This window comes from Duncaniella muricolitica (genome assembly GCF_910574735.1).
In the GTDB taxonomy this organism is placed as follows: Bacteria; Bacteroidota; Bacteroidia; order Bacteroidales; family Muribaculaceae; genus Duncaniella; species Duncaniella muricolitica.
This window is the reverse complement of record NZ_CAJTCF010000004.1, coordinates 15,861-39,038: the sequence shown is the minus strand read 5'-3', so window position 1 is coordinate 39,038 and position 23,178 is coordinate 15,861. Positions and strand designations below refer to the sequence as shown.

Annotated in this window: 20 protein-coding genes and 2 tRNA genes; 10 read left to right on the top strand and 12 right to left on the bottom strand. The window is 55.8% G+C overall.

Going from position 1 to position 23,178, the window contains the following annotated elements:
* Positions 1-27: 27 nt before the first annotated feature.
* Positions 28-615, top strand: coding sequence for a cob(I)yrinic acid a,c-diamide adenosyltransferase (locus tag QGT73_RS01510; RefSeq protein ID WP_280121126.1), 588 nt, complete (start codon positions 28-30; stop codon positions 613-615).
* On the opposite strand, the gene QGT73_RS01505 is transcribed toward QGT73_RS01510, so the two are convergent.
* The 5 genes from QGT73_RS01505 to QGT73_RS01485 all read right to left on the bottom strand — a co-directional run bounded on the left by QGT73_RS01505 (position 582) and on the right by QGT73_RS01485 (position 9,447).
* Positions 582-1,514: a helix-turn-helix transcriptional regulator gene (locus tag QGT73_RS01505; protein WP_280121125.1), complete on the bottom strand. Its 933-nt coding sequence runs from the start codon at positions 1,512-1,514 to the stop codon at positions 582-584. The genes QGT73_RS01510 and QGT73_RS01505 overlap by 34 nt on opposite strands.
* Before the next feature lie 30 nt (positions 1,515-1,544).
* A complete protein-coding gene (locus QGT73_RS01500) occupies positions 1,545-2,459 on the bottom strand; it encodes a hypothetical protein (RefSeq protein ID WP_280121124.1) in 915 nt (304 codons plus the stop codon).
* Positions 2,460-2,655: 196 nt separating this feature from the next.
* Positions 2,656-4,269: a YifB family Mg chelatase-like AAA ATPase gene (locus QGT73_RS01495; RefSeq protein WP_280121123.1), complete on the bottom strand. Its 1,614-nt coding sequence runs from the start codon at positions 4,267-4,269 to the stop codon at positions 2,656-2,658.
* Positions 4,270-4,419: 150 nt separating this feature from the next.
* Positions 4,420-7,764, bottom strand: coding sequence for a transcription-repair coupling factor (mfd, locus tag QGT73_RS01490; RefSeq protein ID WP_280121122.1), 3,345 nt, complete (start codon positions 7,762-7,764; stop codon positions 4,420-4,422).
* Between the two features lie 39 nt (positions 7,765-7,803).
* Positions 7,804-9,447 carry a S41 family peptidase gene (locus QGT73_RS01485; RefSeq protein WP_280121121.1) on the bottom strand — a complete coding sequence of 548 codons (1,644 nt, stop codon included), beginning with the start codon at positions 9,445-9,447 and terminating at the stop codon, positions 7,804-7,806.
* Between the two features lie 188 nt (positions 9,448-9,635).
* On the opposite strand from QGT73_RS01485, the gene QGT73_RS01480 reads away from it, so the two are divergent.
* Both QGT73_RS01480 and QGT73_RS01475 read left to right on the top strand, forming a co-directional pair.
* Positions 9,636-9,709 (top strand) — tRNA-Asn (locus tag QGT73_RS01480).
* 29 nt (positions 9,710-9,738) lie between these two features.
* Positions 9,739-9,812, top strand: a tRNA-Asn gene (locus QGT73_RS01475).
* A gap of 55 nt (positions 9,813-9,867) precedes the next feature.
* On the opposite strand, the gene QGT73_RS01470 is transcribed toward QGT73_RS01475, so the two are convergent.
* Positions 9,868-10,878, bottom strand: coding sequence for a glycosyltransferase family 2 protein (locus QGT73_RS01470; RefSeq protein WP_280121120.1), 1,011 nt, complete (start codon positions 10,876-10,878; stop codon positions 9,868-9,870).
* Positions 10,879-11,418: 540 nt separating this feature from the next.
* Between QGT73_RS01470 and QGT73_RS01465 the strand changes: the two genes are divergently transcribed.
* Positions 11,419-12,456, top strand: coding sequence for a linear amide C-N hydrolase (locus tag QGT73_RS01465; RefSeq protein WP_280121119.1), 1,038 nt, complete (start codon positions 11,419-11,421; stop codon positions 12,454-12,456).
* 213 nt (positions 12,457-12,669) lie between these two features.
* Here QGT73_RS01465 and QGT73_RS01460 read toward each other — a convergent pair whose 3' ends face one another.
* From QGT73_RS01460 to QGT73_RS01450, 3 genes are read right to left on the bottom strand one after another with little or no spacing between them, the layout of a single operon-like run.
* Positions 12,670-13,314 (bottom strand): ribonuclease H1 domain-containing protein, encoded by a 645-nt coding sequence (locus QGT73_RS01460; RefSeq protein WP_280121118.1) that lies wholly within the window; start codon positions 13,312-13,314, stop codon positions 12,670-12,672.
* Positions 13,315-13,319: 5 nt separating this feature from the next.
* Entirely contained in the window at positions 13,320-14,507 is a 1,188-nt protein-coding gene (locus QGT73_RS01455) for a hypothetical protein (RefSeq protein ID WP_280121117.1), read from the bottom strand.
* On the bottom strand, positions 14,497-15,030 hold the full coding sequence (locus tag QGT73_RS01450) for a shikimate kinase (protein ID WP_280121116.1): 534 nt from the start codon (positions 15,028-15,030) through the stop codon (positions 14,497-14,499). The genes QGT73_RS01455 and QGT73_RS01450 overlap by 11 nt, the downstream gene beginning before the upstream one ends.
* 267 nt (positions 15,031-15,297) lie before the next feature.
* Here QGT73_RS01450 and greA point away from each other — a divergent pair, with 267 nt between their 5' ends.
* The 3 genes from greA (at position 15,298) to menA (ending at position 17,287) form a co-directional block, all read left to right on the top strand.
* The gene (gene greA / locus QGT73_RS01445) at positions 15,298-15,768 is read left to right on the top strand and encodes a transcription elongation factor GreA (RefSeq protein ID WP_123616728.1); all 471 of its coding nucleotides are present in this window, start codon (positions 15,298-15,300) and stop codon (positions 15,766-15,768) included.
* A 100-nt stretch (positions 15,769-15,868) separates the two neighbouring features.
* On the top strand, positions 15,869-16,258 hold the full coding sequence (locus QGT73_RS01440; protein ID WP_280121115.1) for an HIT family protein: 390 nt from the start codon (positions 15,869-15,871) through the stop codon (positions 16,256-16,258).
* A 150-nt stretch (positions 16,259-16,408) separates the two neighbouring features.
* On the top strand, positions 16,409-17,287 hold the full coding sequence (gene menA / locus QGT73_RS01435; RefSeq protein WP_280121114.1) for a 1,4-dihydroxy-2-naphthoate octaprenyltransferase: 879 nt from the start codon (positions 16,409-16,411) through the stop codon (positions 17,285-17,287).
* 129 nt (positions 17,288-17,416) lie between these two features.
* Here the strand turns inward: menA and QGT73_RS01430 are convergent, their stop codons facing one another.
* On the bottom strand, positions 17,417-18,553 hold the full coding sequence (locus tag QGT73_RS01430) for a DUF4421 domain-containing protein (protein WP_280121113.1): 1,137 nt from the start codon (positions 18,551-18,553) through the stop codon (positions 17,417-17,419).
* A 198-nt stretch (positions 18,554-18,751) separates the two neighbouring features.
* Here QGT73_RS01430 and QGT73_RS01425 point away from each other — a divergent pair, with 198 nt between their 5' ends.
* From QGT73_RS01425 to QGT73_RS01415, 3 genes are read left to right on the top strand one after another with little or no spacing between them, the layout of a single operon-like run.
* The gene (locus tag QGT73_RS01425) at positions 18,752-19,102 is read left to right on the top strand and encodes a PadR family transcriptional regulator (protein ID WP_123616724.1); all 351 of its coding nucleotides are present in this window, start codon (positions 18,752-18,754) and stop codon (positions 19,100-19,102) included.
* The gene (locus QGT73_RS01420) at positions 19,099-20,250 is read left to right on the top strand and encodes a PspC domain-containing protein (protein ID WP_280121112.1); all 1,152 of its coding nucleotides are present in this window, start codon (positions 19,099-19,101) and stop codon (positions 20,248-20,250) included. Before QGT73_RS01425 ends, QGT73_RS01420 begins: the two co-directional genes overlap by 4 nt.
* Positions 20,251-20,300: 50 nt before the next feature.
* The gene (locus QGT73_RS01415; protein ID WP_280121111.1) at positions 20,301-21,035 is read left to right on the top strand and encodes a GIN domain-containing protein; all 735 of its coding nucleotides are present in this window, start codon (positions 20,301-20,303) and stop codon (positions 21,033-21,035) included.
* Positions 21,036-21,133: 98 nt separating this feature from the next.
* Here QGT73_RS01415 and QGT73_RS01410 read toward each other — a convergent pair whose 3' ends face one another.
* Together QGT73_RS01410 and coaD are read right to left on the bottom strand one after the other, a co-directional pair.
* Positions 21,134-22,735 (bottom strand): S41 family peptidase, encoded by a 1,602-nt coding sequence (locus tag QGT73_RS01410; protein ID WP_280121110.1) that lies wholly within the window; start codon positions 22,733-22,735, stop codon positions 21,134-21,136.
* Entirely contained in the window at positions 22,732-23,169 is a 438-nt protein-coding gene (gene coaD, locus QGT73_RS01405) for a pantetheine-phosphate adenylyltransferase (protein WP_425278372.1), read from the bottom strand. The genes QGT73_RS01410 and coaD overlap by 4 nt, the downstream gene beginning before the upstream one ends.
* Between the last annotated feature and the right edge of the window lie 9 nt (positions 23,170-23,178).

The window sequence follows — 23,178 nt, the reverse complement described above, 5'->3', positions numbered from 1 at the left end:
ACGAAAAAATGGTGTATTTTTGCAATCATGAAGAAAAGTATGATTTATACCCGCACGGGCGACAACGGCACCACTGCCCTTGTCGGCGGCACACGTGTAGCCAAAAACTCACCCCGTGTCACAGCCTACGGCTCGGTCGACGAGCTTAACGCCCACATCGGACTCCTCCAGGCCCACGTCCGCGACATAGAGGCCGCAGCCGAGGACAGCACACTCCTGTTGCGCGTCAACGCCGTGATGTTCAGCCTCGGAGCCTATCTCGCCACCCCCTCGCCTCAGCTTGGGCCCGACGAGCCACTCCCCTCCGACCTCAAGCAGCCGGCCGTGACCGAGGCCGACATCGAAGCCCTAGAGCGCGCCATCGACCGGCTCGACGCCTCCGTGCCACCCCAGCGCACCTTCATACTTCCCGGCGGCACCATAGCAGCCGGCGTGGCCCACGTAGCCCGCACAGTGTGTCGCCGTGCCGAGCGCGAAGTCCTCGATCTCGCCGACACCGGAGCATACGTCCACCCCATGGTGATTCGCTACATCAACCGCCTCAGCGACTATCTCTTCATCCTCGCCCGCGGACTCAACCACTACTCTGGCGTCCCCGACATACCCTGGCCCTGAGGCGTGTCCTCATAGAGCGCGAGCGTCTCGCGCAGCGACGTCTTCACCATGGCCCGCAGCTCGGGAGGCGAGATGACAGTCACTTTCGGTCCAAGCGAAAGGAGCTCCTGCACAAAGTCGGGCGTGAGGCGCAGACGGTAATAAAATATTGAGTAAGAATCATGCACCGCCTCTCTCTGGGAGTGGTGCAGCGGCAGCGCGCGGAAATACTTAGCCTGGCGCGGGTCGGTGCGCAGGGCCACCTCCTTGGGTTCGCCTTGCGAAAAAACTATGCCGAAAGTATCGCGCACATAACTCTCGGCGTCAAATGTCGGGTCGGGCTCAAACGTCCCGTCGCTCACCGTCACATCCTCCATACGGTCGAGTGCGTAGGTCTTCACCTTGCCGTCGCCCGCATTGCGTCCGGTCAGATACCACCTCTGGCGGAAAATCTTCAGAAAATAAGGCTCGACGGCCACCCCGTGCGTAGGGGTCGAGCGTGTGTAAGGCCGATAGGTAAACAACACCGTGCGGTGCTCTCTCAGAGCCGACACCACCTGCGACAGATAAGTGCGAGCCGAGGGCACATCTTCGAGAAATATGCGGTCCGACACATCCGAGACCGTCGAGAGCACATTGCTCATGGCAGCCGAGTTGAGCAGCCAGTCGGTCACACCCTCCTGGCGGTCGTTGCCCGAGGCGATGCTGTATTCATACGTAGTCGGATCACACTCGATAGTGATAGCAAACAGCTCCTCGATAGCCGCACGATAGTTGTAAAACGTGCGTCGTGGCAGCGGTTCCCCGTCCGAGTAGGGCGAGCGGGCCCATAGCTCATTGAGCTTATCGCGCCTGATTGAGCCGAAGCGTCTTATAGTGTCGATGAGCCACACATAGCGGCCCAGTAAATTCCTTGCCATGACTGCAAAGATAACAAAAAATCCTGAACATCACGCTCCGGCGGCATAGATGTCGGCCGCCAGCGCGTTCATGGCCAGGCACACCTCGCGCGACACCTTCTCGCCGGCCCATTCCCCGCCTGCCGGAGTCACGATCAGCAGCCGCCCACGGCAACAGAGGTCAAAATCGCGGACATTAGGTTTGTAACGTTCGGCAAACGGGTTGTTGCTGATAAGTATCACGCGTCCGCCGGCCTCCTCCGCCTCGGCGCGTACAGCCTTCTCGGCCGGCGAGATAAACGGCGACACGAGCACCCCGCCGTTAGCCGCCGCATAGAGCCACCTCTCCCTCATGACCCTTCTTGTGGCCTCATCATCGGCCCTGTGCACCACTACCTGCTCCTTAAACGGACACCTCAGCAAAAACTGATTGCCATAGCTCTGACACCTCCTCCCGTTGATTGTAATATTCCTGACCCGCCTGAAGAAGTCGGGCAGAGCCTGTCTTACTGCCAGTCGTCGTGGATTGTCGCGAATATAGTCATAAAGAGTCTGTAGAGAGCGCGATGATTTGAGTATCTGGTCATTGAATCCGGGGTTGAAGACGCTGCCATAGCCCCACGACCGGTTTATTTCCGCCTTCATTCGGGCTATAGCCGCCCCTATCGGCTCGGCGGTTGGGCGAGTGACAAACAGCAGTATGTGCGCATGGTCGGGCATCACTGAATATTGGAGCAGCTTTATAGCCGGTTCATGACAGGGTAGATGTCTTATGGCCTGTTGTATTATCGAGCCAAGAGGAGTCATGGCCGTTGACGAGCATCCCGGCGAGCCTGTCGGAAGCCTGTAATCGCCGACAAGCGAGCTGAAAGGGGGCTGGTCCCAACGCTTGGTGATAGTAATCATATAAATGCATCGCGAGCGGTAGTCATGCCATGCCGCGCGTTGTATCTGCTGCTTGCTCATGGTAAGGAATAGTTGAGACAGGTTAGGGAGTCATTGATTGAAAAATAATGGATACGAGCTGAAGCTCGATGCTAAAACAAAAAGGAAGAAAGCCTCTGTCTCCTCTTGCAGTAACGCCTCGGCTTCCGAGCATCATCTCATTTCCCGCAGGCTTTGTTTCAGCGCAGGAGCTTCAGCTCCGTCTTAAGCAGGCGGCTTAAATCTCCTGCGCGAAGCTTTTGCCCCATGAGGCGCGGTCGAGGTTGCGGTAGGCGAGGGCCTCGTAGATGTGGTCGCTGAGCACCGGGGCTCCGGCTGCGGCGGTGAGGGTGGCCTCGTCGGTCTCGTCAAAGCCGGGGCGTGAGGCATAGTCGAGGTCGGCGATGGTGCGCGCCACTTTCAGTATGCGGTCATAGGCACGCGCGCTCATGTCGAGCCGTGTCATGGTGTCGCGCAGCAGTTGCATCCCCTCGCGGTCGGGCGAAGCGTGGAGCGTGAGCAGACGGTGGTTCATCTGTGCGTTGCAGTGTATGTGTCGCTCCTGTGCGAATCGCCGCGCCTGTATGCGTCGTGCTTTCATCACCCGTTGGCGTATGGCCTCGCTCCCCTCGGCCGGAGCCTTCGATACGAGGCTGTCAAAACTCACCGGCTGTATCTCCACCTGCAGGTCGATACGGTCAAGCAGCGGCCCGGATATGCGGTTGAGATACTTCTGCACGGCTCCCGGCGAGCAGGTGCACTCCTTGCCGGGATGGTTGTAATAGCCACACGGACACGGGTTCATGCTCGCCACAAGCATGAATCCGGCCGGATAGTCGATGCTGTATTTTGCTCTTGCCACCGTGATATGGCGGTCTTCGAGCGGCTGGCGCATCACCTCCAGCACCTGGCGTGAAAACTCGGGAAACTCGTCCATGAACAGCACGCCGTTATGTGCGAGCGAGATTTCTCCCGGCATCGGATTGGAGCCGCCGCCCACAAGAGCCACAGGGCTGATGGTGTGATGGGGCGCGCGATAGGGGCGGGCGGTCATGAGGCGCGCGCCGCTTTTCAGACGTCCGGCCACCGAGTGTATTTTGGTGGTCTCGAGGGCTTCAGACAGTGTGAGCGGAGGCAGTATGGTGGGCAGACGTTTAGCCATCATCGACTTGCCTGCCCCCGGCGGACCGACCATCAGCAGATTGTGACCGCCCGCACACGCCACTTCAAAGGCTCGCTTCACGCTCTCCTGACCCTTGACTTCCGAGAAATCGCAGTCAAAATGTGTGGCGGCCGAGGCAAATTCAGCGCGCGTGTTTATCACTGTCGGCTCAAGTTCTCGTTTGCCGGTAAAAAACTCCACGACTTCGCCCAGCGACCCCACGCCATATACGTCAAGATTATTGACCACGGCACCTTCCGACACGTTGGCCCGCGGCACTATCATCCCCTTGAATCCCATCTCGCGCGCCTTGATAGCCATCGGCAGCACGCCGCGTATGGGCAGCACCGACCCGTCGAGCGACAGCTCGCCCATAATCATGTATGACTCAAGCGGGTGTATACACTTTATCTGTTCGGATGCAGCAAGAATACCGAGCGCGATAGGCAGGTCATAGGCTGCTCCCTCCTTGCGCACATCGGCCGGCGAGAGATTGACCACCGTGCGGCGTCGCGGCCACGAATATCCGCTCTGTGTCAGGGCCGACACCACTCGTTCGTGGCTCTCCCTCACGGCTGTGTCAGCCATGCCTACGAGTGCAAACGACACCCCTTTCTCGGCGGCCACTTCTATAGTCACTATCAGCGCGTCAATGCCTTGCACCGCGGCTCCATAAGTCTTTATCAGCATCCTTTTGTCAATTAGCAATTAGTAATTGGTAATTAGTAATTAGTAATTCCTGGCAAGCCGATTAAGTAATTATTCAATCCTTGGCAGGCTTGCCGCTCAGTCGTGAATCGGTTGGCCCTCTAACCTTTCTCCTTTAAACTATACGCACTTCTATGCTTTAAAATCCACAATGCTCTGTAGTATCGCCACTGCGGTCTCCACCGAGGGGATGTTGAGGAACGCAAATGATTTCCTGCCGTTCTTGTCGCGTATCTGCACGCGCCGTGGATTGGAGGTGAGATAGTTCACCATCCGTCCGAACATCTCGCTTTGGTAGTAAGCCTTGTTGTTGTCGTCAACGAAATAAGTGAACATCTTGCCTTGCTTCAGAGCCACTTTTTCGATGCCAAGGCGGCGTGCCAGACGGCGCAGGGTAGGGATGCGGAGCAGTTCGAGCGTGACCTCCGGTATGGCTCCGAAACGGTCGGTCAGGCGCGAGCGAAACTCCAGCAGGTCGCTCTCGCGCTCTATGCCGTCGAGCTCCTGATAGAGCGATATGCGCTCGCTCTCGGTGGGCACATAGTCGGCCGGGAGGAGCAGTTCCATGTCGCTCTCGATTACACAGTCGGCCACATACTCCTCCTGCGCGCTCTCGAGCGTTTCGGCCTTGTCGAGCTCGGCAAACTCCTGTGTGCGCAGTTCGGTCACGGCCTCTTTGAGTATCTTCTGATAGGTCTCATAGCCCAGGTCGGCTATAAATCCGCTCTGTTCCGCACCCAGCAGATTGCCGGCCCCGCGTATGTCGAGGTCCTGCATGGCTATGTGTATGCCGCTGCCCAGTTCGCTGAAACTCTCGATGGCCTGGAGGCGGCGGCGTGCCACCGGTGTGAGCGGAAGCCCCGGCGGCACCAGCAGATAGCAGAAAGCCTTGCGGTTGCTGCGCCCAACGCGTCCGCGCAACTGGTGGAGCTCCGAGAGCCCGAAGTTTTGCGCATTGTTAACTATGATGGTGTTGACATTGGGCATGTCGATACCGCTCTCTATGATGGTGGTGGCTATGAGTACGTCATAGTCGTGGTTGGCAAAGTCTATGATGGCCTTCTCGAGTTTCTCGGGAGGCATCTGGCCGTGCCCCACAATGATGCGTGCGTCGGGCACAAGGCGTTTCACCTGGGCCTCGAGGTCATAAAGCCCCTCGATGCGGTTGTTGACTATAAACACCTGGCCGTTGCGCGACAGTTCAAAGTTGACCGCCTCGCTGATGATGTCGTCGCTCCCGGCGTTGACCGATGTGATGATGGGATAGCGGTTGGGCGGAGGGGTGTTGATGGCCGAGAGGTCGCGCGCTCCCATGAGTGAAAACTGGAGGGTGCGCGGGATGGGGGTCGCGCTCATGGTCAGAGTGTCGACACTGACCTTCATCTGCTTGAGTTTCTCCTTGACGGCCACGCCGAATTTCTGCTCCTCGTCGATGATGAGCAGCCCGAGGTCCTTGAATTTCACCTCCTTGCCGATGATTTTGTGGGTTCCGATGAGGATGTCTATCTTCCCCTCGGCAAGTTCTTTGACTATCTGCTTGACCTGCTTGGCCGTGCGTGCGCGCGAGAGATAGTCGACCCTCACGGGCAACTCTTTGAGACGTTCGGAGAATGTGCGGAAGTGTTGATAGGCGAGCACTGTCGTCGGCACTAGCACGGCCGTCTGCTTGCCGTCGACCGCAGCCTTGAAGGCGGCGCGTATCGCCACCTCGGTCTTGCCGAAACCTACGTCGCCGCATATCAGGCGGTCCATAGGCTTGGGGCTCTCCATGTCGGCCTTGACGGCCTTGGTGGCTGTCAACTGGTCGGGGGTGTCCTCGTAGATAAACGATGCCTCCAGCTCCTGTTGCAGATAGCTGTCGGGCGCGAAGGCATGGCCTTTCTCCTCCTTGCGGGCTGCATAGAGGCGTATCAGGTCGCGGGCTATGTCCTTGAGTTTGCTCTTGGTGCGCTCCTTGAGCTTGTTCCACGCGCCGGTGCCGAGTTTGTTGATTTTTGGTGGCACACCCTCCTTGCCGCGATATTTGGCCAGCTTGTGCAGGGCGTGTATCGACACGAAGATGATGTCATCGTTGGCATAGACGAGTTTGATCATCTCCTGTGTGCGGCCGTTGACATTGGTGCGCAGCAGTCCGGCAAACCGGCCCACGCCGTGGTCGACGTGCACTATGTAGTCGCCCGGCTCGATGGCACTCAGCTCTTTGAGCGAAAGCGCGAGTTTGCCCGAGCGGGCACGGTCGCTCTTGAGTGTGTATTTGTGGAAACGGTCAAATATCTGATGGTCGGTAAACACACACATCTTCAGCCCTTTGTCGCTGAACCCTTCGTGGAGGGTCGGCGTCACCGGGGCAAACGTGATGTCGTTGCCGCGGTCGGCGAAGATGGCTTTCAGACGTTCAATCTGTTTCTCGCTGTCGCTTAATATATATATGGTGTAGCCCTCGCCGAGAAATCCAGTGAACGAGTCGGCGATGAGGTCAAAATTTTTGTGATAGATTATCTGCGGCGTGCAGCCAAAGTCGATTGTCGCGCCGGCCTCGCCGTCGGGCTGCGCGCCCGCGGTGAATCTCACTTGGCGGAATGTGGCCAGATGCCTGTCAAACTCTTCGGCGTCTATCACCTGGCTCATGGCTCCGGTGTCGCCCTCGCCCGCGATTATCGCGCTCTGCGAGAACTCCTCGGCAGCTATGGCGCGTATGCGGCTCACCGTGTAGCCTGCGTCGCGCATCACAAAGAGCGTCGACGGGTCCACATAGTCGAGCAGCGACTCGCCCTGTGCATTCTCGGCAGCTATGCCCGAGGTAATGGAGGTGTGGTCGAGTTTCTGCTCCGAGAGCTGTGTCTCGATGTTGAAGAGACGTATCGAGTCTATTTCGTCGCCGAAGAAGTCGATGCGCAGAGGAAGCTCGCTGCTGTAGCCGAAGATGTCGAGTATGGAGCCTCGCGATGCAAACTGCCCCGGCTCATACACATAGTCGACTTCGTTGAATCCGTTGTCTCTCAGCCATCTGATTATCTCTGTGAGGTCATGTTCCGAGCCTGTGGCCAGACGTATGGTGTGGTCGTCTATAGTCTCGCGCGAGGCCACCTTCTCGGCCATAGCCTCGGGATAGGTCACCACATATTGCGGAGCCTTGGACGAATGCCAGCGGTTGAGGGCCTCGGTGCGGAGTATCTGCGACGGCGCGTCGGGCTGGCCATACTTGATGTCGCGCTTGTAGCCCGACGGAAACATCGCCACCTTCTCCTCGCCCAGTATCCTTGTGAGGTCGTGATACATATAGCCCGCATCGTCGAGCGAGTCGGCCACCACCACTGTCGGCACCTTGCGCGCCGGCAGCGCGCCGAGCATCATTGCCGGGGCCGAGCCTGCGAGATTATACACCGAGATTATGCGTGTGCGTCCCGCAAGAGCCTTGCGTAGAGCCTGCCCGCGCGGCGAGGAGAGAAATCTGTCGCTGAGTTCCTGTAAAGTCATGGATTGGATAACGCTTGCGTTGAGGACCGGATAGGGCCGTTACTTCCCGAGTATCTCCGTGTAGCGGGGAGTTGTCAGCACGGTGACGGCCGAGTCGACGGTCTTGTCCTCGCGCAGCGAGTTGATGATTTCGCCCTTCTGATGATAATAGCGGCGCACGATTTCACCTGCCAGATAGGGCGAGATGTTGCTGCGGTTGATGTCGAGGTCGCGGTTGAGGTCGTGCTTGAGCATCCCGGCAAGCACGTCAAACTGAGCCGAGGTCGAGTCGTTCATATAGCCTTCGGCCTTGGCTATCTCGCGCAGTTGCTCCACCGCGCTCTCACACACCTTGTCATAGTTGAAGCGGGTCGGGTCGATTGACTTCTTGAATTCCTCATAGATGGTGTCGGTCACGACAAACTCCTCGGGCGAGGGTATCGACGTGTGCGATGCCGCATAGCGGTTGGCGAAGTCAAATGCCCAGTTGTCTCTCACCACGTTGTATGTCAGGCGGTTCACGTCGGGGAGCTCGATGGTTATGTCGGGCGTGATGCCGCCGCCGTCACGCACCTCACGTCCGCCGGCCGTGTGAAACACCGTGGTCAGCGAGTCGGGTATGCGCGCCACCGATCCGTCGGGATTACGGTGGGAATAGTCGATGGCCTGTATGAGTCGGCCCGAGGGTATATAATATTTTGCTATGGTCACCTTGAGCAGACCGTCATAGGGGAGCTGACGGGTGGACTGCACGAGGCCCTTGCCGAATGAACGGTTGCCAATGACCACGCCGCGGTCCAGGTCCTGGACGGCTCCGGTCACGATCTCTGCCGCAGATGCCGACGCACCGTCGATGAGCACTGTCAGCGGTATTTTGGTGTCGACAGGCTGCACGGAGGTCTTGTAGACCTTCTCGTTGAGCACACCCTTGCCACGGGTGCTCAGCACTGTGGTGCCCTTGGGCAGAAACAGCCCGAGTATCTGCACCGCACTCTCCACCAATCCGCCGCCGTTGCCGCGCAGGTCGAGCACTATGCCCTTGGCTCCATCCTTGATGAGTCGCTCGAGAGCCTCGCGCACTTCGGGATAGCTCTTCTCCGAGAATGTGTTGAGACTTATATATCCCACGCCGTCGCGCAACATTCCCGAGTAGGGCACCGAAGGTATCTGTATCTTGGCACGCTTGATGTCAAACGAGAGTATCGAGTCCTCGACATAAGGGCGGTCTACCGTCACGCGCAGCATCGAGCCGTTGGCACCTTTGAGATGCGCGCTGACCTTCTCCGACGTCCAGCCTTTCACCGAGTCGTTGTCAATCATCACTATGAGGTCGCCCGGGCGCAGTCCGGCCTGATGGGCAGGGCTCCCCTCATAAGGCTCAGAGATAATGACTCCCTCGGGCGTCTGCTGTATCATCGACCCGATGCCGGCATACTCGCCTGTGGTCATGGTGCGAAATTGCTCCTGCTCTTTGGCGGGGATATACTCCGTGTAGGGGTCGATGTCGTTGAGCATCGCGCCGATTGCAGTGTTGATTGACTTTTCGGCGTCGATTGAGTCTACATAAAACGTCTGTAATTCCTTATATATCGCGTTGAATATATCGAGATTGCGTGCTATGTCGCTCTTCTTGCTGCGTGTCGTCGCCGAGGCAAGAAGTGACAGCAATACCAGAGAGGCCGCTAAAAGGGTCAGTTTCTTCATGTCGGAATTGGGATTGAAGTTGAAAACGTGGTTGTAAAATTACTCAATAATTATAACACTTGAACAATCAAAAAGTCAAAAAATCATTTAATGAAAGATTTTTTTTCAAAAAAGGTTGCATAGTTCAAATATTAAGTGTAATTTTGCATCGCTAAAGTCAAGAGGGCACACCCCTCGAGGCGAGCACTGCTTCAGTAGCTCAGTTGGTTAGAGCACCTGACTGTTAATCAGGGGGTCGTTGGTTCAAGCCCATCCTGAAGCGCACAACATAGTATATTGCAACACAACACTGCTTCAGTAGCTCAGTTGGTTAGAGCACCTGACTGTTAATCAGGGGGTCGTTGGTTCAAGCCCATCCTGAAGCGCAAGCAATCCTCGCGAAGTGATTTCGCGGGGATTATTTGTTTTAGGTAAGCTCTTTTAAGTCCGTCGTAATTTTCTAAGCAATACGAAAGCCTTCTCTGGAAGCATGTGTATCAGTCTGAAACACCACGATATACGACCTTTTATCGAGTCGTAATCGATAGCCTCGCGGGCACGGACGGTCAGGCGTCGCGCCTCCGCGGCCTCCGCCTCGGGCAGCTTGCCCTCCTCCAGCATAAGCAACGCGCTGTAATAGCCCAAAAAATTCTGCTTCTGAGCCAGCGCGTACTCCTCCGACCCCACGCCGTAACGCTCGCGGGTAAACGAGATGAGCGTCAGATTGCTCAGCAGATAGTGAAATTGTTTCACCGACACCTTGCGGGTGACTGACCCGGGATTGGCGCGGTAATAATAGGCCGCGTCGCTGAAAGCCACCAGACGGGCGTCGTATATAAGATAGCGCGTCAGCAGCTCGTCGGCAAACGTATGGTTTGCAAAGTCGGGCATCCGTTCGTAGAGCGACAGATACAGCCGTCTCTCCTTCAGTGCACCGTTTGTGTTGATTTTCCAGCCGTCAAGCGTCAGGCTTACAACATCGCGTCCCGCAATGGCCTTGTCATACAGCCCGGAGTCGAGAGGAAGCAGTCTTTGTGAAGTAGTGTTGTCAAACTTCCACATCGAGGGATACACTATGTCGGCTCCCGTCTCGCGTCGGCGTCTCATCAGCCGTTGCATAAAGTCAGGGGCGATGCGGTCGTCGGCATCCACGCAGCATATAAGATCGCTCCCGGCTGCCTCTATGGCGGTCTTGCGCGGGATAAAAGCCGATCCCGTCTGACGCTCCGTCTGCAACACCCTGATTCTCGGCTCCCTGCGGGCCCATTCGCGCGCCCTCATGGCCGTGTCGTCGGTCGAATGGTCATCCACCACTATCAGCTCCCAGTCCACGAAGCTCTGCGCGACTATCGAGCCGATAGCCTCGTCGATATACGGAGCAGCATTGTAGGCAGGCATGACAAATGTCACGGCCGGACGGCAGGGTAGGGGAGTCGGTGACGGGTCGTTCATAGAAATGCTGAGCTATAGACTGTCAAAATTAGCCAAAATCATTGTCAATTCAAAATCGCTTCAGGGCAAAAAAATATCCGCTGCCCCTTATCAGCAAGGAACACCGGACTAAAGCCAAAAGGCAATTTGCGATTTATAGTTAATTCAAACTATATCATCCAAATAATGTAGAGATTATATCATACTTACACAACACCATTTTTTCAGAGGACAAGCGTCATCACGACGACAGTCTGAGAAGTTGCCTTTGTCCTTAGTCCATAAAAACTAAAAAATAATGCGTAAAATCTTTATCAGTCCAAGGAATACAACTATGGTGTGTTTCTTTCCGATACAAAATTATACACAATCACGGTGTCCGCCAAAAATTTTAGCTCATATTAAGAATTTTTAAATATTGTCGGTTGAACAATTTGCAAAGTCTCTGATGCTGAACAATACACACCCCGCCCGCGTTTCATAAATATGAATCGGACCCGGCTTCGGCCGGCCCGTAACCGTTTCACTATTTTCCCCCAACTCTCATATACGCATATTACAATGAAACTACGTTATCTTTACCCTCTCGTCGCCGCGCTTGCCGTCACAGCATCTGTGCAGCGCGCCGAGGCCTGTTCGCGAGTCCTCTATGTGGGCAACGACAGCCTCCGCATCGTAGGCCGCTCTCTTGACTGGAAGACTCCTATCCCCACCAATATATATGTATATCCGCGAGGCATGCAGAAGATGGGCAACTCTCTTCCGGGCTCTGTCACGTGGACCTCAAAGTATGGCGCGGTCTATGCCGTGAGCTATGACGGAGGCGTTACCGAAGGCATGAACGAAAAGGGCCTTGTGGTCAACGGCCTCTTCTGCAAAGGCACCGTCTACGAGAGCGACTCCACCGCCAACCGTCCCCCCATGTCGCTCGCCATGTTTCCTGCCTGGCTTCTCGACATGTGTGCCGACACCCCCGAGGCTGTAGCACTCCTGCGTCAGCACAACTTCACCATTTCGGGCGCGACCTTCGACAACGGCACCACCACCGCCCTACACTGGGGCATCACCGACTCGCGCGGCCGCTCAGCCATGGTAGAGTTTGACCACGGCAAAATCAACATTTACGAAGGTCAGGACATCAAGGTGCTCACCAACGACCCGCCCTATCTCCAGATGAACGCCATCAACGACTACTGGGTAAAGAAGGGGGGCCAGAACACCCTCCCCGGTACTGTCAGCAGCCCCGACCGTTACGTGCGCGGCTACTTCTTTGACACCCATGTTGAGAAGACCGGCGAGGCCGACCTCGGCGTCTCCATCACCCGCTCTATACTCAACAACGTCTCTGTGCCCTACACCTATACGCTCGGTGACGCCAACGTCTCCTCCACCCAATGGCGATCGTTCTCCAACATCCGCGACCTGCGTTACTACTTTGACATCGTAACCAACCCCGGTATGTTTTATGTCGACCTCGGCAAGTGTGACCTCCGCAAAGGCGCATCTGTAATGAAGCTCGACACCACCAAGACCGCCGACTATGTGGGCGACGTGACCTCACGCCTCTTCCCCACCACCCCCTTCACGCCCATGTTCTGATCTCCTATAGTTTAAAAAGTTAAAGGAGTTTATAAAGTTAAGATAATAGTTTAAGATGGTAATCGTTGGCGATAGGCCCACCAAGCTATTATCTTAACTTTATAAACTCCTTTAACTTTTTAACTATAAGAGTTAAACTCTAAACTTTCAACCTCTAAACTCTCAATGGGGCGAGATACCGGCTGATTTCAGATGCAAATAACCCTCCCGGGGTTATTTACGTCCGAAATCAGCCGGTATCTCACCCCATTGAGGCGTATCCCATGTAAGGATAGGATTGCTGAAAGTATTGTTGGCCAGCCACGCCGTCGCGCGGTCGAGCATCTCGAAGAGGCGCGCGTTTTGCGGCGTGCGGGCCAGCGTAGTCTTCGGCTGCCCCTTCTTCACCCACGAGCGAGCCGTGCGCGAATCGGTATATATAGGAGTCGTGTGTCGGCCCTGCGCCTTCAGCATAGCCAGACCGTGAACCAGCGCGAGATACTCGCCTATATTATTGGTGCCCCCCTCCAGCGGTCCTACATGAAAGATTCGCTCGCCGGTACGCACCCACACGCCCTGATATTCCACAGGTCCGGGGTTTTTAGAGCACGCCGCGTCCACCGCCAGCGAGTCGAGGCGTATCTCCGGAAAATCCTCATAATTCACCGGAGCCGTGCGGTGTTCGGCTATCGAGCGCAGCAGTCCCATATGTTCGTCAGGATTGCCGCGATAGGCAGCCACAGCCGCCTCCTGCGAGTCAAACGCCTTGAACTTCGCGCCCGCATAACCCTTGGTCTGGAGCTCACACTCCTCCCATGAGTCAAACACCCCCGTGGCATGACCTGCCCATACTACATAAAATCTCTTGCGTGGAGCCATTAATATTACGATAAAGTCAGAAAAATGGAAATATCCACACTGCGTGTGCGCAGCATGGAGGCCACAGCCGGATTGACCGGCTTGCCGAAAAATGTCAGAGTCGCCTTCTGCATGCCCGGATGCAGTTTCAGCGCGTTTGACGGGCCTTCGCAGCTCACAATGCTCTCAAGCAGCGTCAGCAGCGTGTTGGTCAGAGCCATTGCTGCCGTGCGGGCCACCGCACTGCCGGCGTGTACGTAACAGATGCGGTTGTCGGTGCGCAGCGACCCGTCCACCGCCGAGGCCAGCGCGAGGTCCACGGGAGTCATCGACGGAAATGACGACCCGTCGGCCGCAGCCGTGAGGTCAAACGTCAGCACCCCCTTCTTCATACGCCCGACGGCTTCGCTGTGGAGCGCGAACGGCATCGTCACAGGCGTGGCCACCACCACATCGGCCGTGCGCAGGGCATTGTCGAGTGTGCGCGGATGAAGGGCCGAGGTGATGACACCCGCTCCGAGTTCCTGCGACGCACGCCGCAGCGAATAGATGTCGTTGTCAAACATCCTCACCGTCGCACCCAGACCGACAGCCGAGCGCGAAGCGGCGCATGCGGCTATACCCGAGCCGATTACAAGCACCTCACACGGCACTATGCCGGCTACTCCTCCGAGCAGTATGCCCTTGCCCTTCTGCGAGTCGGCAAGCAGTGACGAGGCTATGGCTATCGACGCGCGACCGTCGATTTCGGCCAGAATGTCGGCAAACGGCGTGCATCCCCGCTCATCTTCCACCAGGTCGAGAGCTATGGATATGACATGACGCTCCAGCAGCGCGCGTATCACGCGCTCGTTGCCACACGCCGCCCTCAGCAGCGTCAGCACCATCGCCCCGCGCCTCAGGGCCCGCGCGTCGCTCTCGCTCAGCGTGGCCGTGTATATCACTATGTCACAGCTCAGTGTCTCCGAGCGCGGAGCTATCTCCACCCCCGCGCGTATGTAGCGCGAGTCTTCATAATGGATGCTCTCGGCCGCCCCCTCCTGCATCTTCACGCTGAATCCCCTCTCGATGAGCAGGGCCGCCCCCTCGGGAGTCAGTGGAAAACGGCGTTCGGCCGGGTCCTCACATCGGGGCAACCCTATCGTGAGACGGCGGTTGCGGTTGCGCACCTCGCAGGGCTGCTCCACCGCGGTAGGAGTCGATTCAACATTCATGCTCTATGAGTTTTAAAAATTTCTCCACACTCTCGGCCACCTCCTCGACCGACTCCAGCCGCGAGCTGTCAAACCTCAGGGCCGCGCGGCTGTAATGAGGCCGACGCCACTCCATCTGCCTGACGATAAACTCGTCCAGCTCCTCGTCGCTCAGCCCGGCTATGAGCGGACGTTTGGCACGTCCCTCTTTGAGTCGCGACAGCAGACTCCCGTGGGGCGCGTCGAGATACACCGTCAGCCCGCAGCGGTTGAGCAGATCCATATTGTCGCCGAAACACGGCGTGCCCCCGCCACACGCCACCAGCGTGTCGGCCATACGGCTCACTTCCTGCAGGGCATCCCGCTCTATGGCGCGGAAAGCATCCTCGCCACGTGAGGCAAAAATCTCCTTGATCGAGCACCCCTCGCGCTCCTCGATGTAATCGTCGAGGTCGATAAAACGGATGCCTGTCCGGGCCGCCACGGCACGTCCGAGCGTAGTCTTGCCGCTGCCCATATATCCTATGAGAAATGTGGTTTTCATTATTACAAAAGTACGTAAATTATGATTTTAACCATTTTTTTAAGCGGTGAAAATTTGTTAAAACACACTGCGATAATTGCTTTCTCCCCTTTTTGTGACTACCTTTGCACTACGTAAAAATAGCAATCTTTTTATTGTAGGGTCTCGTAGCCGTAAGCCTCGAGATTCTAAATTTTTTTACGTTCACCCGATAGAAAAGTGTTGTGTAAAACATCGCAACCGATAACATAAACCTCTCACATATACAGAACAAACTTTTTTACAGCCATGGCAATAACTTACATGACCAAAGAAGGTTACAAGAAAAAAATGGAAGAAATCGCGTTTCTCGAATCAGTGGAACGTCCCCGCATATCAGCAGCCATCGCCGAGGCCCGCGACAAAGGCGACCTCTCGGAAAACTCCGAGTATGACGCCGCCAAGGAGGCCCAGGGTATGCTCGAAATGAAGATAGCCCAGCTCAAAGACCTCGTAGCCAACTCGCGCATCATCGACGAGAGCAATCTCAACAACGAAGAAGTGCAGATACTCAACCGTGTCAAGATCAAAAACCACACCAACGGCATGACTATGGAGTATACCATCGTAGCCGACTCCGAGGCCAACCTCAAGGAAAAGAAGATCGGCAGCTCCACCCCCATCGCCCAGGGACTTCTCGGCCACAAGCTCGGCGAGATCGTCGACATCCGTGTCCCCGCCGGTGTCATGAAGTTTGAGATCGTCGAGATCAGCTTCTAATCCCGCCATCCGGCACTCTCCACCCCTTGCTCGAAGAGCAAGCTCTCTATAACCTCATAACCATATAACCTCATAACCTTTGCTCGAAGAGCAACTCTCTATGACTATCTTCTCCAAAATAGCTGCCGGCGAAATTCCCTCCTACAAAGTCGCCGCCGATGACAAGCACTACGCCTTTCTCGACATCAACCCCGTAGCCCGCGGCCACGTTCTCGTCATCCCCCGTCGTGAAGTCGACTACATCTTCGACCTCACCGAAGACGAATACCGCGACCTCACCCTCTTTGCCCGTCGCGTAGCCAAAGCCATCGAGAAAGCCATTCCCTGCTCGCGGGTAGGAGTAGCCGTTGTCGGCCTTGAAGTGCCCCACACCCACATACACCTCCTCCCCATCAACAGCGAAGCCGACATGGACTTTACCAAAAAGCACACCTTCCCCGCCGAAGAGATGCAGTCCATAGCCGACGCCATCGCCGCACAATTTGAATAACAACCACTTATTGTATAGGAAGCAACAAGTCAAAAGAGTTAAGACAGAAGTCCGGGAGTAACGGTAGACGGCGGCCAAAATCGCATCACCCATCAAGCCCCGACACTCCTGTCTTAACTCTTTTGACATATTACCGTCTAATAAAAAATCATGTCAGGAAAAATCAAGATATGGCTTGAAGCCATGCGTTTGCGCACCCTCCCCGTCTCCCTTGCAGGCGTCATCTACGCAGGCGCGCTCGGCATGCTCGCCTGGCGGTTCAGACTCGTCCCCTGGCTCATGTGCATGCTCTTCGCCCTCCTCGCCCAGATAGCATCCAACTTCGCCAACGAATACTACGACTTCAAAGCCGGACTCGACAAAGCCGGCCGCGTGGGACCTCGTCGCGGAGTCACCGAAGGCGACATCACCCCCCGCGCCATGAAGACAGCAACCTATGCCACCCTTGCCCTCGCATGCGTGGTCGGTGTCTTGCTCGTAGCCCTTTACGGACAATGGTGGATGTACATCGCCGGCGTCCTCACCGCCCTCGGCGTCATAGCCTACAGCTCCGGACCCTACCCATTGTCGCGCCATGCCCTCGGCGAGATAGCCGTTATCATCTTCTTCGGCATAGTCCCCGTCTGCCTCACCTACATGCTCATGGGCGGCAGTTTCGGCTGGTGGCTGCTCGCCATGTCGGTCGGCATCGGACTTATGGGAGCCAACGTCCTTCTGGTCAACAACTACCGTGACCAGGCCGACGATCTCGCTGTCGGTAAACGCACCCTTGCCGTAGTCATCGGTCTTCGCGCCACAGCTTCCCTCTACCTCGCCAACGGCTTCATGGCCGTCATTCTCACCATGCCTGCATGGCTCGCAGCCTCGCGGTGGGGTTGGCTCCTACCCTGCATATATCTCGTGCTCCACTTCATCCTCTACACGCGCCTCGTACGCCGACACGGTCCCGCCCTCAATCCCCTCCTCGGCATGACCGCCATCCTCATGCTCCTCTACACCATCGCATTTATGGCTACTCTTATAGTTTAAAGAGTTTAAGGAGTTTAAAGAGTTTAAAAAGTTAAGATAATAGTTTGGGAGGGTATCCGTTGGCGATATACCCTCCCAAACTATTATCTTAACTTTTTAAACTCTTTAAACTTTTTAAACCATAGTGAGCTAGAATCTCATCCCGACAGCGGCTGTGAACGAGATGATAGTATTCAGGTGGCTCAGGTCGCCCATATTATAATTGACATAACCCATGCCGCGGGCGGTGAACGCTGCAAACAATGCCTTGTGGTTATACACCGCAGCCACGTTGATTTTGAAATTGTTAGCCACGCGCGACTTCGAGTCGCGTTCGTCGCCCGAACTGATAAGCTGTCGGTAGCCCACAGCCACCATGCCGGTAGCGTTTATGAGCCAGCGGCGAGGCTTCAGCACCCAGTTGTAGGAATATCCGCCCATAGCGCAATAGCTCCTGTAGTCTGACTGATATTCATTGCTTTCCAGCGGCGAATGCTCAAGCATAATGGCCGGCATGCCGTTGAAATTCATCTTGATATGCTGCTCCGTAAAGTTGAACCCTACCAGCGGAGTCCCCGCATTGCGCAGTTGATATTTCGAATAGCTGTAAGCCGCAGCCTGCGAATAACGGTAGTGATTGAAAAACCAATACACGTCGAGCGTCTTTGAGTCGGTCGAACAGTCGTCAAACTTATAGTGGAGTCTGTGGCCGTTGTTATAGTCGCCAAACTGCGTTATAATCATCCCTCCCGTCGACGACACCGACTGATAATTGAGCGAAAAGCGCGAGCATGTGAAGTCAAAATTAAACGTCCGTCGGTTGGTCGGATCGGTGAAGAGCTTGTTGATGTTCCACATATAACCGATGCTCACGGCCATGAAATTGAGCGAGAAACCCGCGTCGCTATACAGGTCGGAATGCATGTTGACCGACGACTGCTTCGGAATCGTTATCGTCGACGTCTCCATCCAGTTGTAGCTCTTGCCCTGCAGCTTCCAGTTCTTGCCCGTACCCACCACATAGGCGGTGTCGTAGGAGTTGAATGTGCGGTCGCCCCAGTTGTACACGTTCAGGCAGAAACGTGGGAAGCGCGGATAGCACACCCTCTCGTCATGGATGCGAAAACCGTTGTCGATCAATTGCTTTATCCAATAAGTCTTGCTCACTCCCTCACAGCACGTATCGCATGCCGTTGAGTCCGGCTCGCCGGCGGTCATGGAGGTCGGCTCCACAGCCATCGCAGTCAGCGACAACAGCATGGCAAATATTGTTATCAGGTGTCTCATAATCATTTTGCAAAATTACAACTTTTTTGCTTAACCTTCATTTAGTCATACTCTCACGGATGACTCTTTGGCCATTATTGACGAAATTTCGGATAATCTTTTGTTTAATATTTGTTAAATCTTAGTACTATGTATTGCAAAGTACTGTGGAATCTCCCTATCTTTGCAATGCCAAATAACAGACAAAACGTCCGAAATATGAATATCGACAACTTAAAATCACAGATGCGCAAAGGGATGCTTGAGTTTTGCGTGCTGCTCATCCTCAAGCGGGGCGACGCCTACGCCTCCGAGATGATAGCCCGGCTCAAGGAGGCCCATCTGATAGTGATGGAGGGCACGCTCTATCCCCTGCTCACGCGCCTCAAAAACGACGGGCTCCTGTCCTACCGCTGGGAAGAGTCTACTCAGGGCCCCCCGCGAAAATATTACTCCATCACCCCCGTAGGCCATCAGTTTCTCGAGCAGCTCCAGCAGTCATGGGACGAGATAGCCTCAGCAGTAACAATCCTTCAACTCGACTACAACAACAAATACCTGCCGCAATGAAAAAGACATTCCAAGTAAATATTAACGGCAAAATATACCATATCGACGAGGACGCTTACACCCTCCTCCAGAACTATCTTGCCCAGCTCCGCGACGCTTTTCCCGGCGACGAGGGCATAGAGATTGTCAACGACATCGAGTTTCGCATCTCCGAGCACTTCGACCAGCGGCTGGCCGGCGGAGCTTCGGTGATAGTCATCGATGACGTCAACCGTGTCATATCCATCATGGGCCGCCCCGACGAGATTACCGATGAAGCCGGCTTTGAGTCGGATGCCTCCGAGCCCTCCCGTCCATCCCGCCCCGAACCCTTCGGTGCCGAAACGTCACCCGTGGCCGACGGAGCCACACCGCCCCCGTTTCATAAAAAGTTTTTCCGCGACGAGCGTCATAAAGTGTTCGGCGGAGTCATAGCCGGCCTCGGACAATATCTCGGCTGGGATGTCACAGTGCTGCGCATACTCGTGGTGGTGGCCACGCTCTCGCTTACAAAATTCGGCCTCTTCTGGCCTCTCCTGCTCGGCTATCTCATCTGCTGGATGGTCATTCCTCCCGCGCGCACCCCGCGTCAGATACTCGAGATGCGCGGTGAGCCGGTCACCGTCGACAACGTTGGCCAGACCGTTATCGACAACATCGCCCCTCCCGCCGCCCCGGTCCCCTCGGGCGGAAGCGTCAGTAATGTCATCAACAGTATCTTCCTCATTATCGGACGCATAATCCTCGTCATCCTCGGTCTTGTCGGCGGACTCGTCGGCTTTGCCACAGCCATCGTCGGCATAGTCATCGTCGGCGGCGTCACCTGCCTCTATTTCGCCTCCAACGACACCCTCCTCACAGCCTTCGGCATATCCTCCGGCAGTCCCTATCTCCAGGGTTGGGGATGCGCTCTGGTGCTCTTTGCCGTAGCTCTTCCTGCCCTCTGCCTCTGCCGCGCCGGCATCGCCACCCTCTTTCGCGCGCCGAGCATGTCGGTGACAGCCATAATCTCCCTCATAGTGCTCGAAGCGGTGTTTATCATCGGCTCATGCATACTCCTCGGCCTCGGCAACGGACCAATGGAATTTTTCGACACCTTTGCCTGCAACGTCTCCTCTGTCCTCTACACCGTCTCGGCCGTCTCCATGGTCCCCGTCGTCATAAGCTGACGGTCTTGTCACACATTATTATATATACCGCTAAAATTATCACCCCGCGTATGAAAAAAATCCTCGCCTCATTGCTCCTCGTCCTCATGGCAGTCACGGTCAGTGCCGCCGAGCGTTCCCTCTCACTCAAAGGCACCGTCAGCGCGCTACGTGTCTCGGCCGGAGTCGACGTGACCTACATCCCCGACACCCTCCGAGCCCGGGTACTCATCACAGGCCCCGCTAAAAACATAAACAATGTAAAGGTGACACTCCGCAAGGGTGTGCTTCACATCTATGGCGAAAGCGATACAAAACAAGGCCTTCTCAGCCTCTTCGGAATTGGCGGGGGCCATCCCCTCAAAGACGTCAAAGTCACTCTCTATGCTCCTCACGTAGCACGTATGAGCACAAGTTCCGGTGCCGAACTCGAAGTCCCCGCGCCCGTCAATGTCCCCGGACAGGCCGCCGAAATCACAGCATCCTCCGGCTCCGACATTAGCATCGAATGGCTCACCTGTGGCTCGCTGCAGTGCAACACAAGCTCGGGAGCAGACATTGACATCGACATTCTCACCACCAGGACAGCAGCATTTGACGCCTCTTCGGGCTCCGACATCGACATCGATGCCGTCACCGCCGACAGCCTCACTGCCGATGCCACGTCGGGCGGCGACATATCCATAGCCGGAGCCGCCAACACAGCCACAGTCAAAGCCTCCTCAGGCGGCTCCATCAACGTCCGCAAACTCTCCTGTCCCGCCATCACCGCCGACAAATCCCCCGGCGGCACCATCAAAAAGTAATTCTTAGGGTTAAGCAAGTAACAAGTTAAAGGAGTTTAGACATCTGGTAACATCTCCTGTCTAAACTCCTTTAACTTGTTACTTTTTTAACTATAAGATTACTTTTTTGACTGCAAGAAACCCGCATATCGCTGAGGGTCGTTGATGATCTCCACAGCCGTGCTGAAAATATTGTTATGGGGATTCATAACCTTGAAATAGGTCGACTGGTCAAACAGGTCGCGGCCTACAAGACCCTTCACAATCGCAGCCAGATATTCGCGTGACGTCTCATACTGCTCCTGATTCAGCTCCACGCCATTTTTGACACCCGTGTCTATGAGCCCCTGCATAATCTCCGGAGTAACCTCAAACTGTTCCAGATAAGCCTTCTCCGTCTTATACTTCTTCTTCAGAGCCTGGCGGTTCTCGTCGACATACTGAAGCGTGTAATCACTGATGGCACCCTTGGCCACAAGGTCGCGGTAATAGTCGGAGTAGAAAGTCGTGTCGAGCGGCACGAACTCATCGGGCATGATGCCGCCTCCGCCATATACCGCACGGCCCAGGCGCAGAGTGCTGTAACGCAGCGAGTCGGGCAGCGAGATAGAATCGGCCGAATTCAGCTCGCCCGACTTATAGCGGTTCACCATATCCATGCGGTAGGCATCATCGTCACCGTCGGCATACGGCTTCTGGATGCAACGGCCCGAAGGAGTGTGATAGCGTGCTACGGTCAGACGTATCATCGACCCGTCGGGGAAGGGGAATGGTCTCTGCACCAGGCCCTTGCCAAAAGTGCGGCGGCCAACGATGACACCACGGTCATTGTCCTGGAGCGCGCCCGAGAGAATCTCGCTCGCCGAGGCTGAATACTGGTTGACCATCACCACCACGCGTCCATCAAGAAACTTACCGTCCGTAGGAGCCTCAAAGCGGCTCGAACCGTTCTTGGGCGAGTCGGTGTAGACTATCAGGTCGCCGCGGCGCAGAAAATTGTTCACCACGTCGGTCGACGCTTTAAGATAGCCGCCGCCGTTGTCGCAGAGGTCGATGATGAGATGCTTCATGCCGCTCTTGCCGAGCTTCTTCATGGCATCGTTCACCTCGTCGGCAGTAGTGCCGGCAAAGCGGGCTATCGAGATAAAGCCCACGCTGTCGTTGACCATATAGGATGCGTCGACGTTGTAGATGGGTATCTCGTCACGCTTCACGGCAAACATTATAGGCTCGGGCGTGCGCTTGCGCAGCACTTTCAGATTGGCTATCGACCCCTTGGGACCACGCAACACTTTAAGTATCTCCGAGTTGGGCTTCTTGACACCGGCTATCACCGTATCGTTGCACGAGATGATGCGGTCGCCCGGCTGGATGCCTACGCGCTCCGACGGACCTCCGGCCACCGACTCGATGACATAGAGCGTGTCGTTGTTCATCTGAAAACGTATGCCTATGCCCGAGAAATTTCCGTCGAGCGGCTCGGTCAGCTCGCGCGTCTCCTCGGCGTTGGAGTAGGTCGAGTGGGGATCCAGGTCCTTGAGCATAGCTACGATAGCATCCTCCACCACCTTGGTGGTGTCGATGGTGTCAACATAATAGTTGGCGATAATCTGCTGGGCAAAAGCCAGTTTGCGGTCGGGCGACAGTCTGACGTCGGCCCATAATGCCGCCGTCATGGCGGTAGTCAACAGTGTGGCTAAAAGTATGAAAATTCTTCTCATGGGAGATATTTTGTAATGTCATGGCCATGTGATGCAAGTTCTCTGACCATTGACGATGATATGTAGCTTAGTTCGGGAAGAGAGTAGAGCAGCAGAGTTTCGATGCCGGCGATGGCACGGTTGATGTCGGCCAGATTACGCTCATATTCATAGTCGGCCACCGACCTCACGCCGCGCAGCATCCAGTCGGCACCCTCGCGGCGGCAGGCGTCGACAGTCAGACCGTCATAGGCGATGACCTTTACCTTGGGATTGCCGGCATACAGTGCCGCGATGCTTTCCACACGCCGTGCGGCACCATCGGCCGCCGAACTCTTCGACGCGTTATAGCCGACAGCAATCACCATCCGCTCACACAGAGGCAGAGCCCGCTCCACTATCGAAGCATGCCCGACGGTAAAAGGATCAAAAGTTCCCGGAAACAATAATGTCATCAGCGTTAA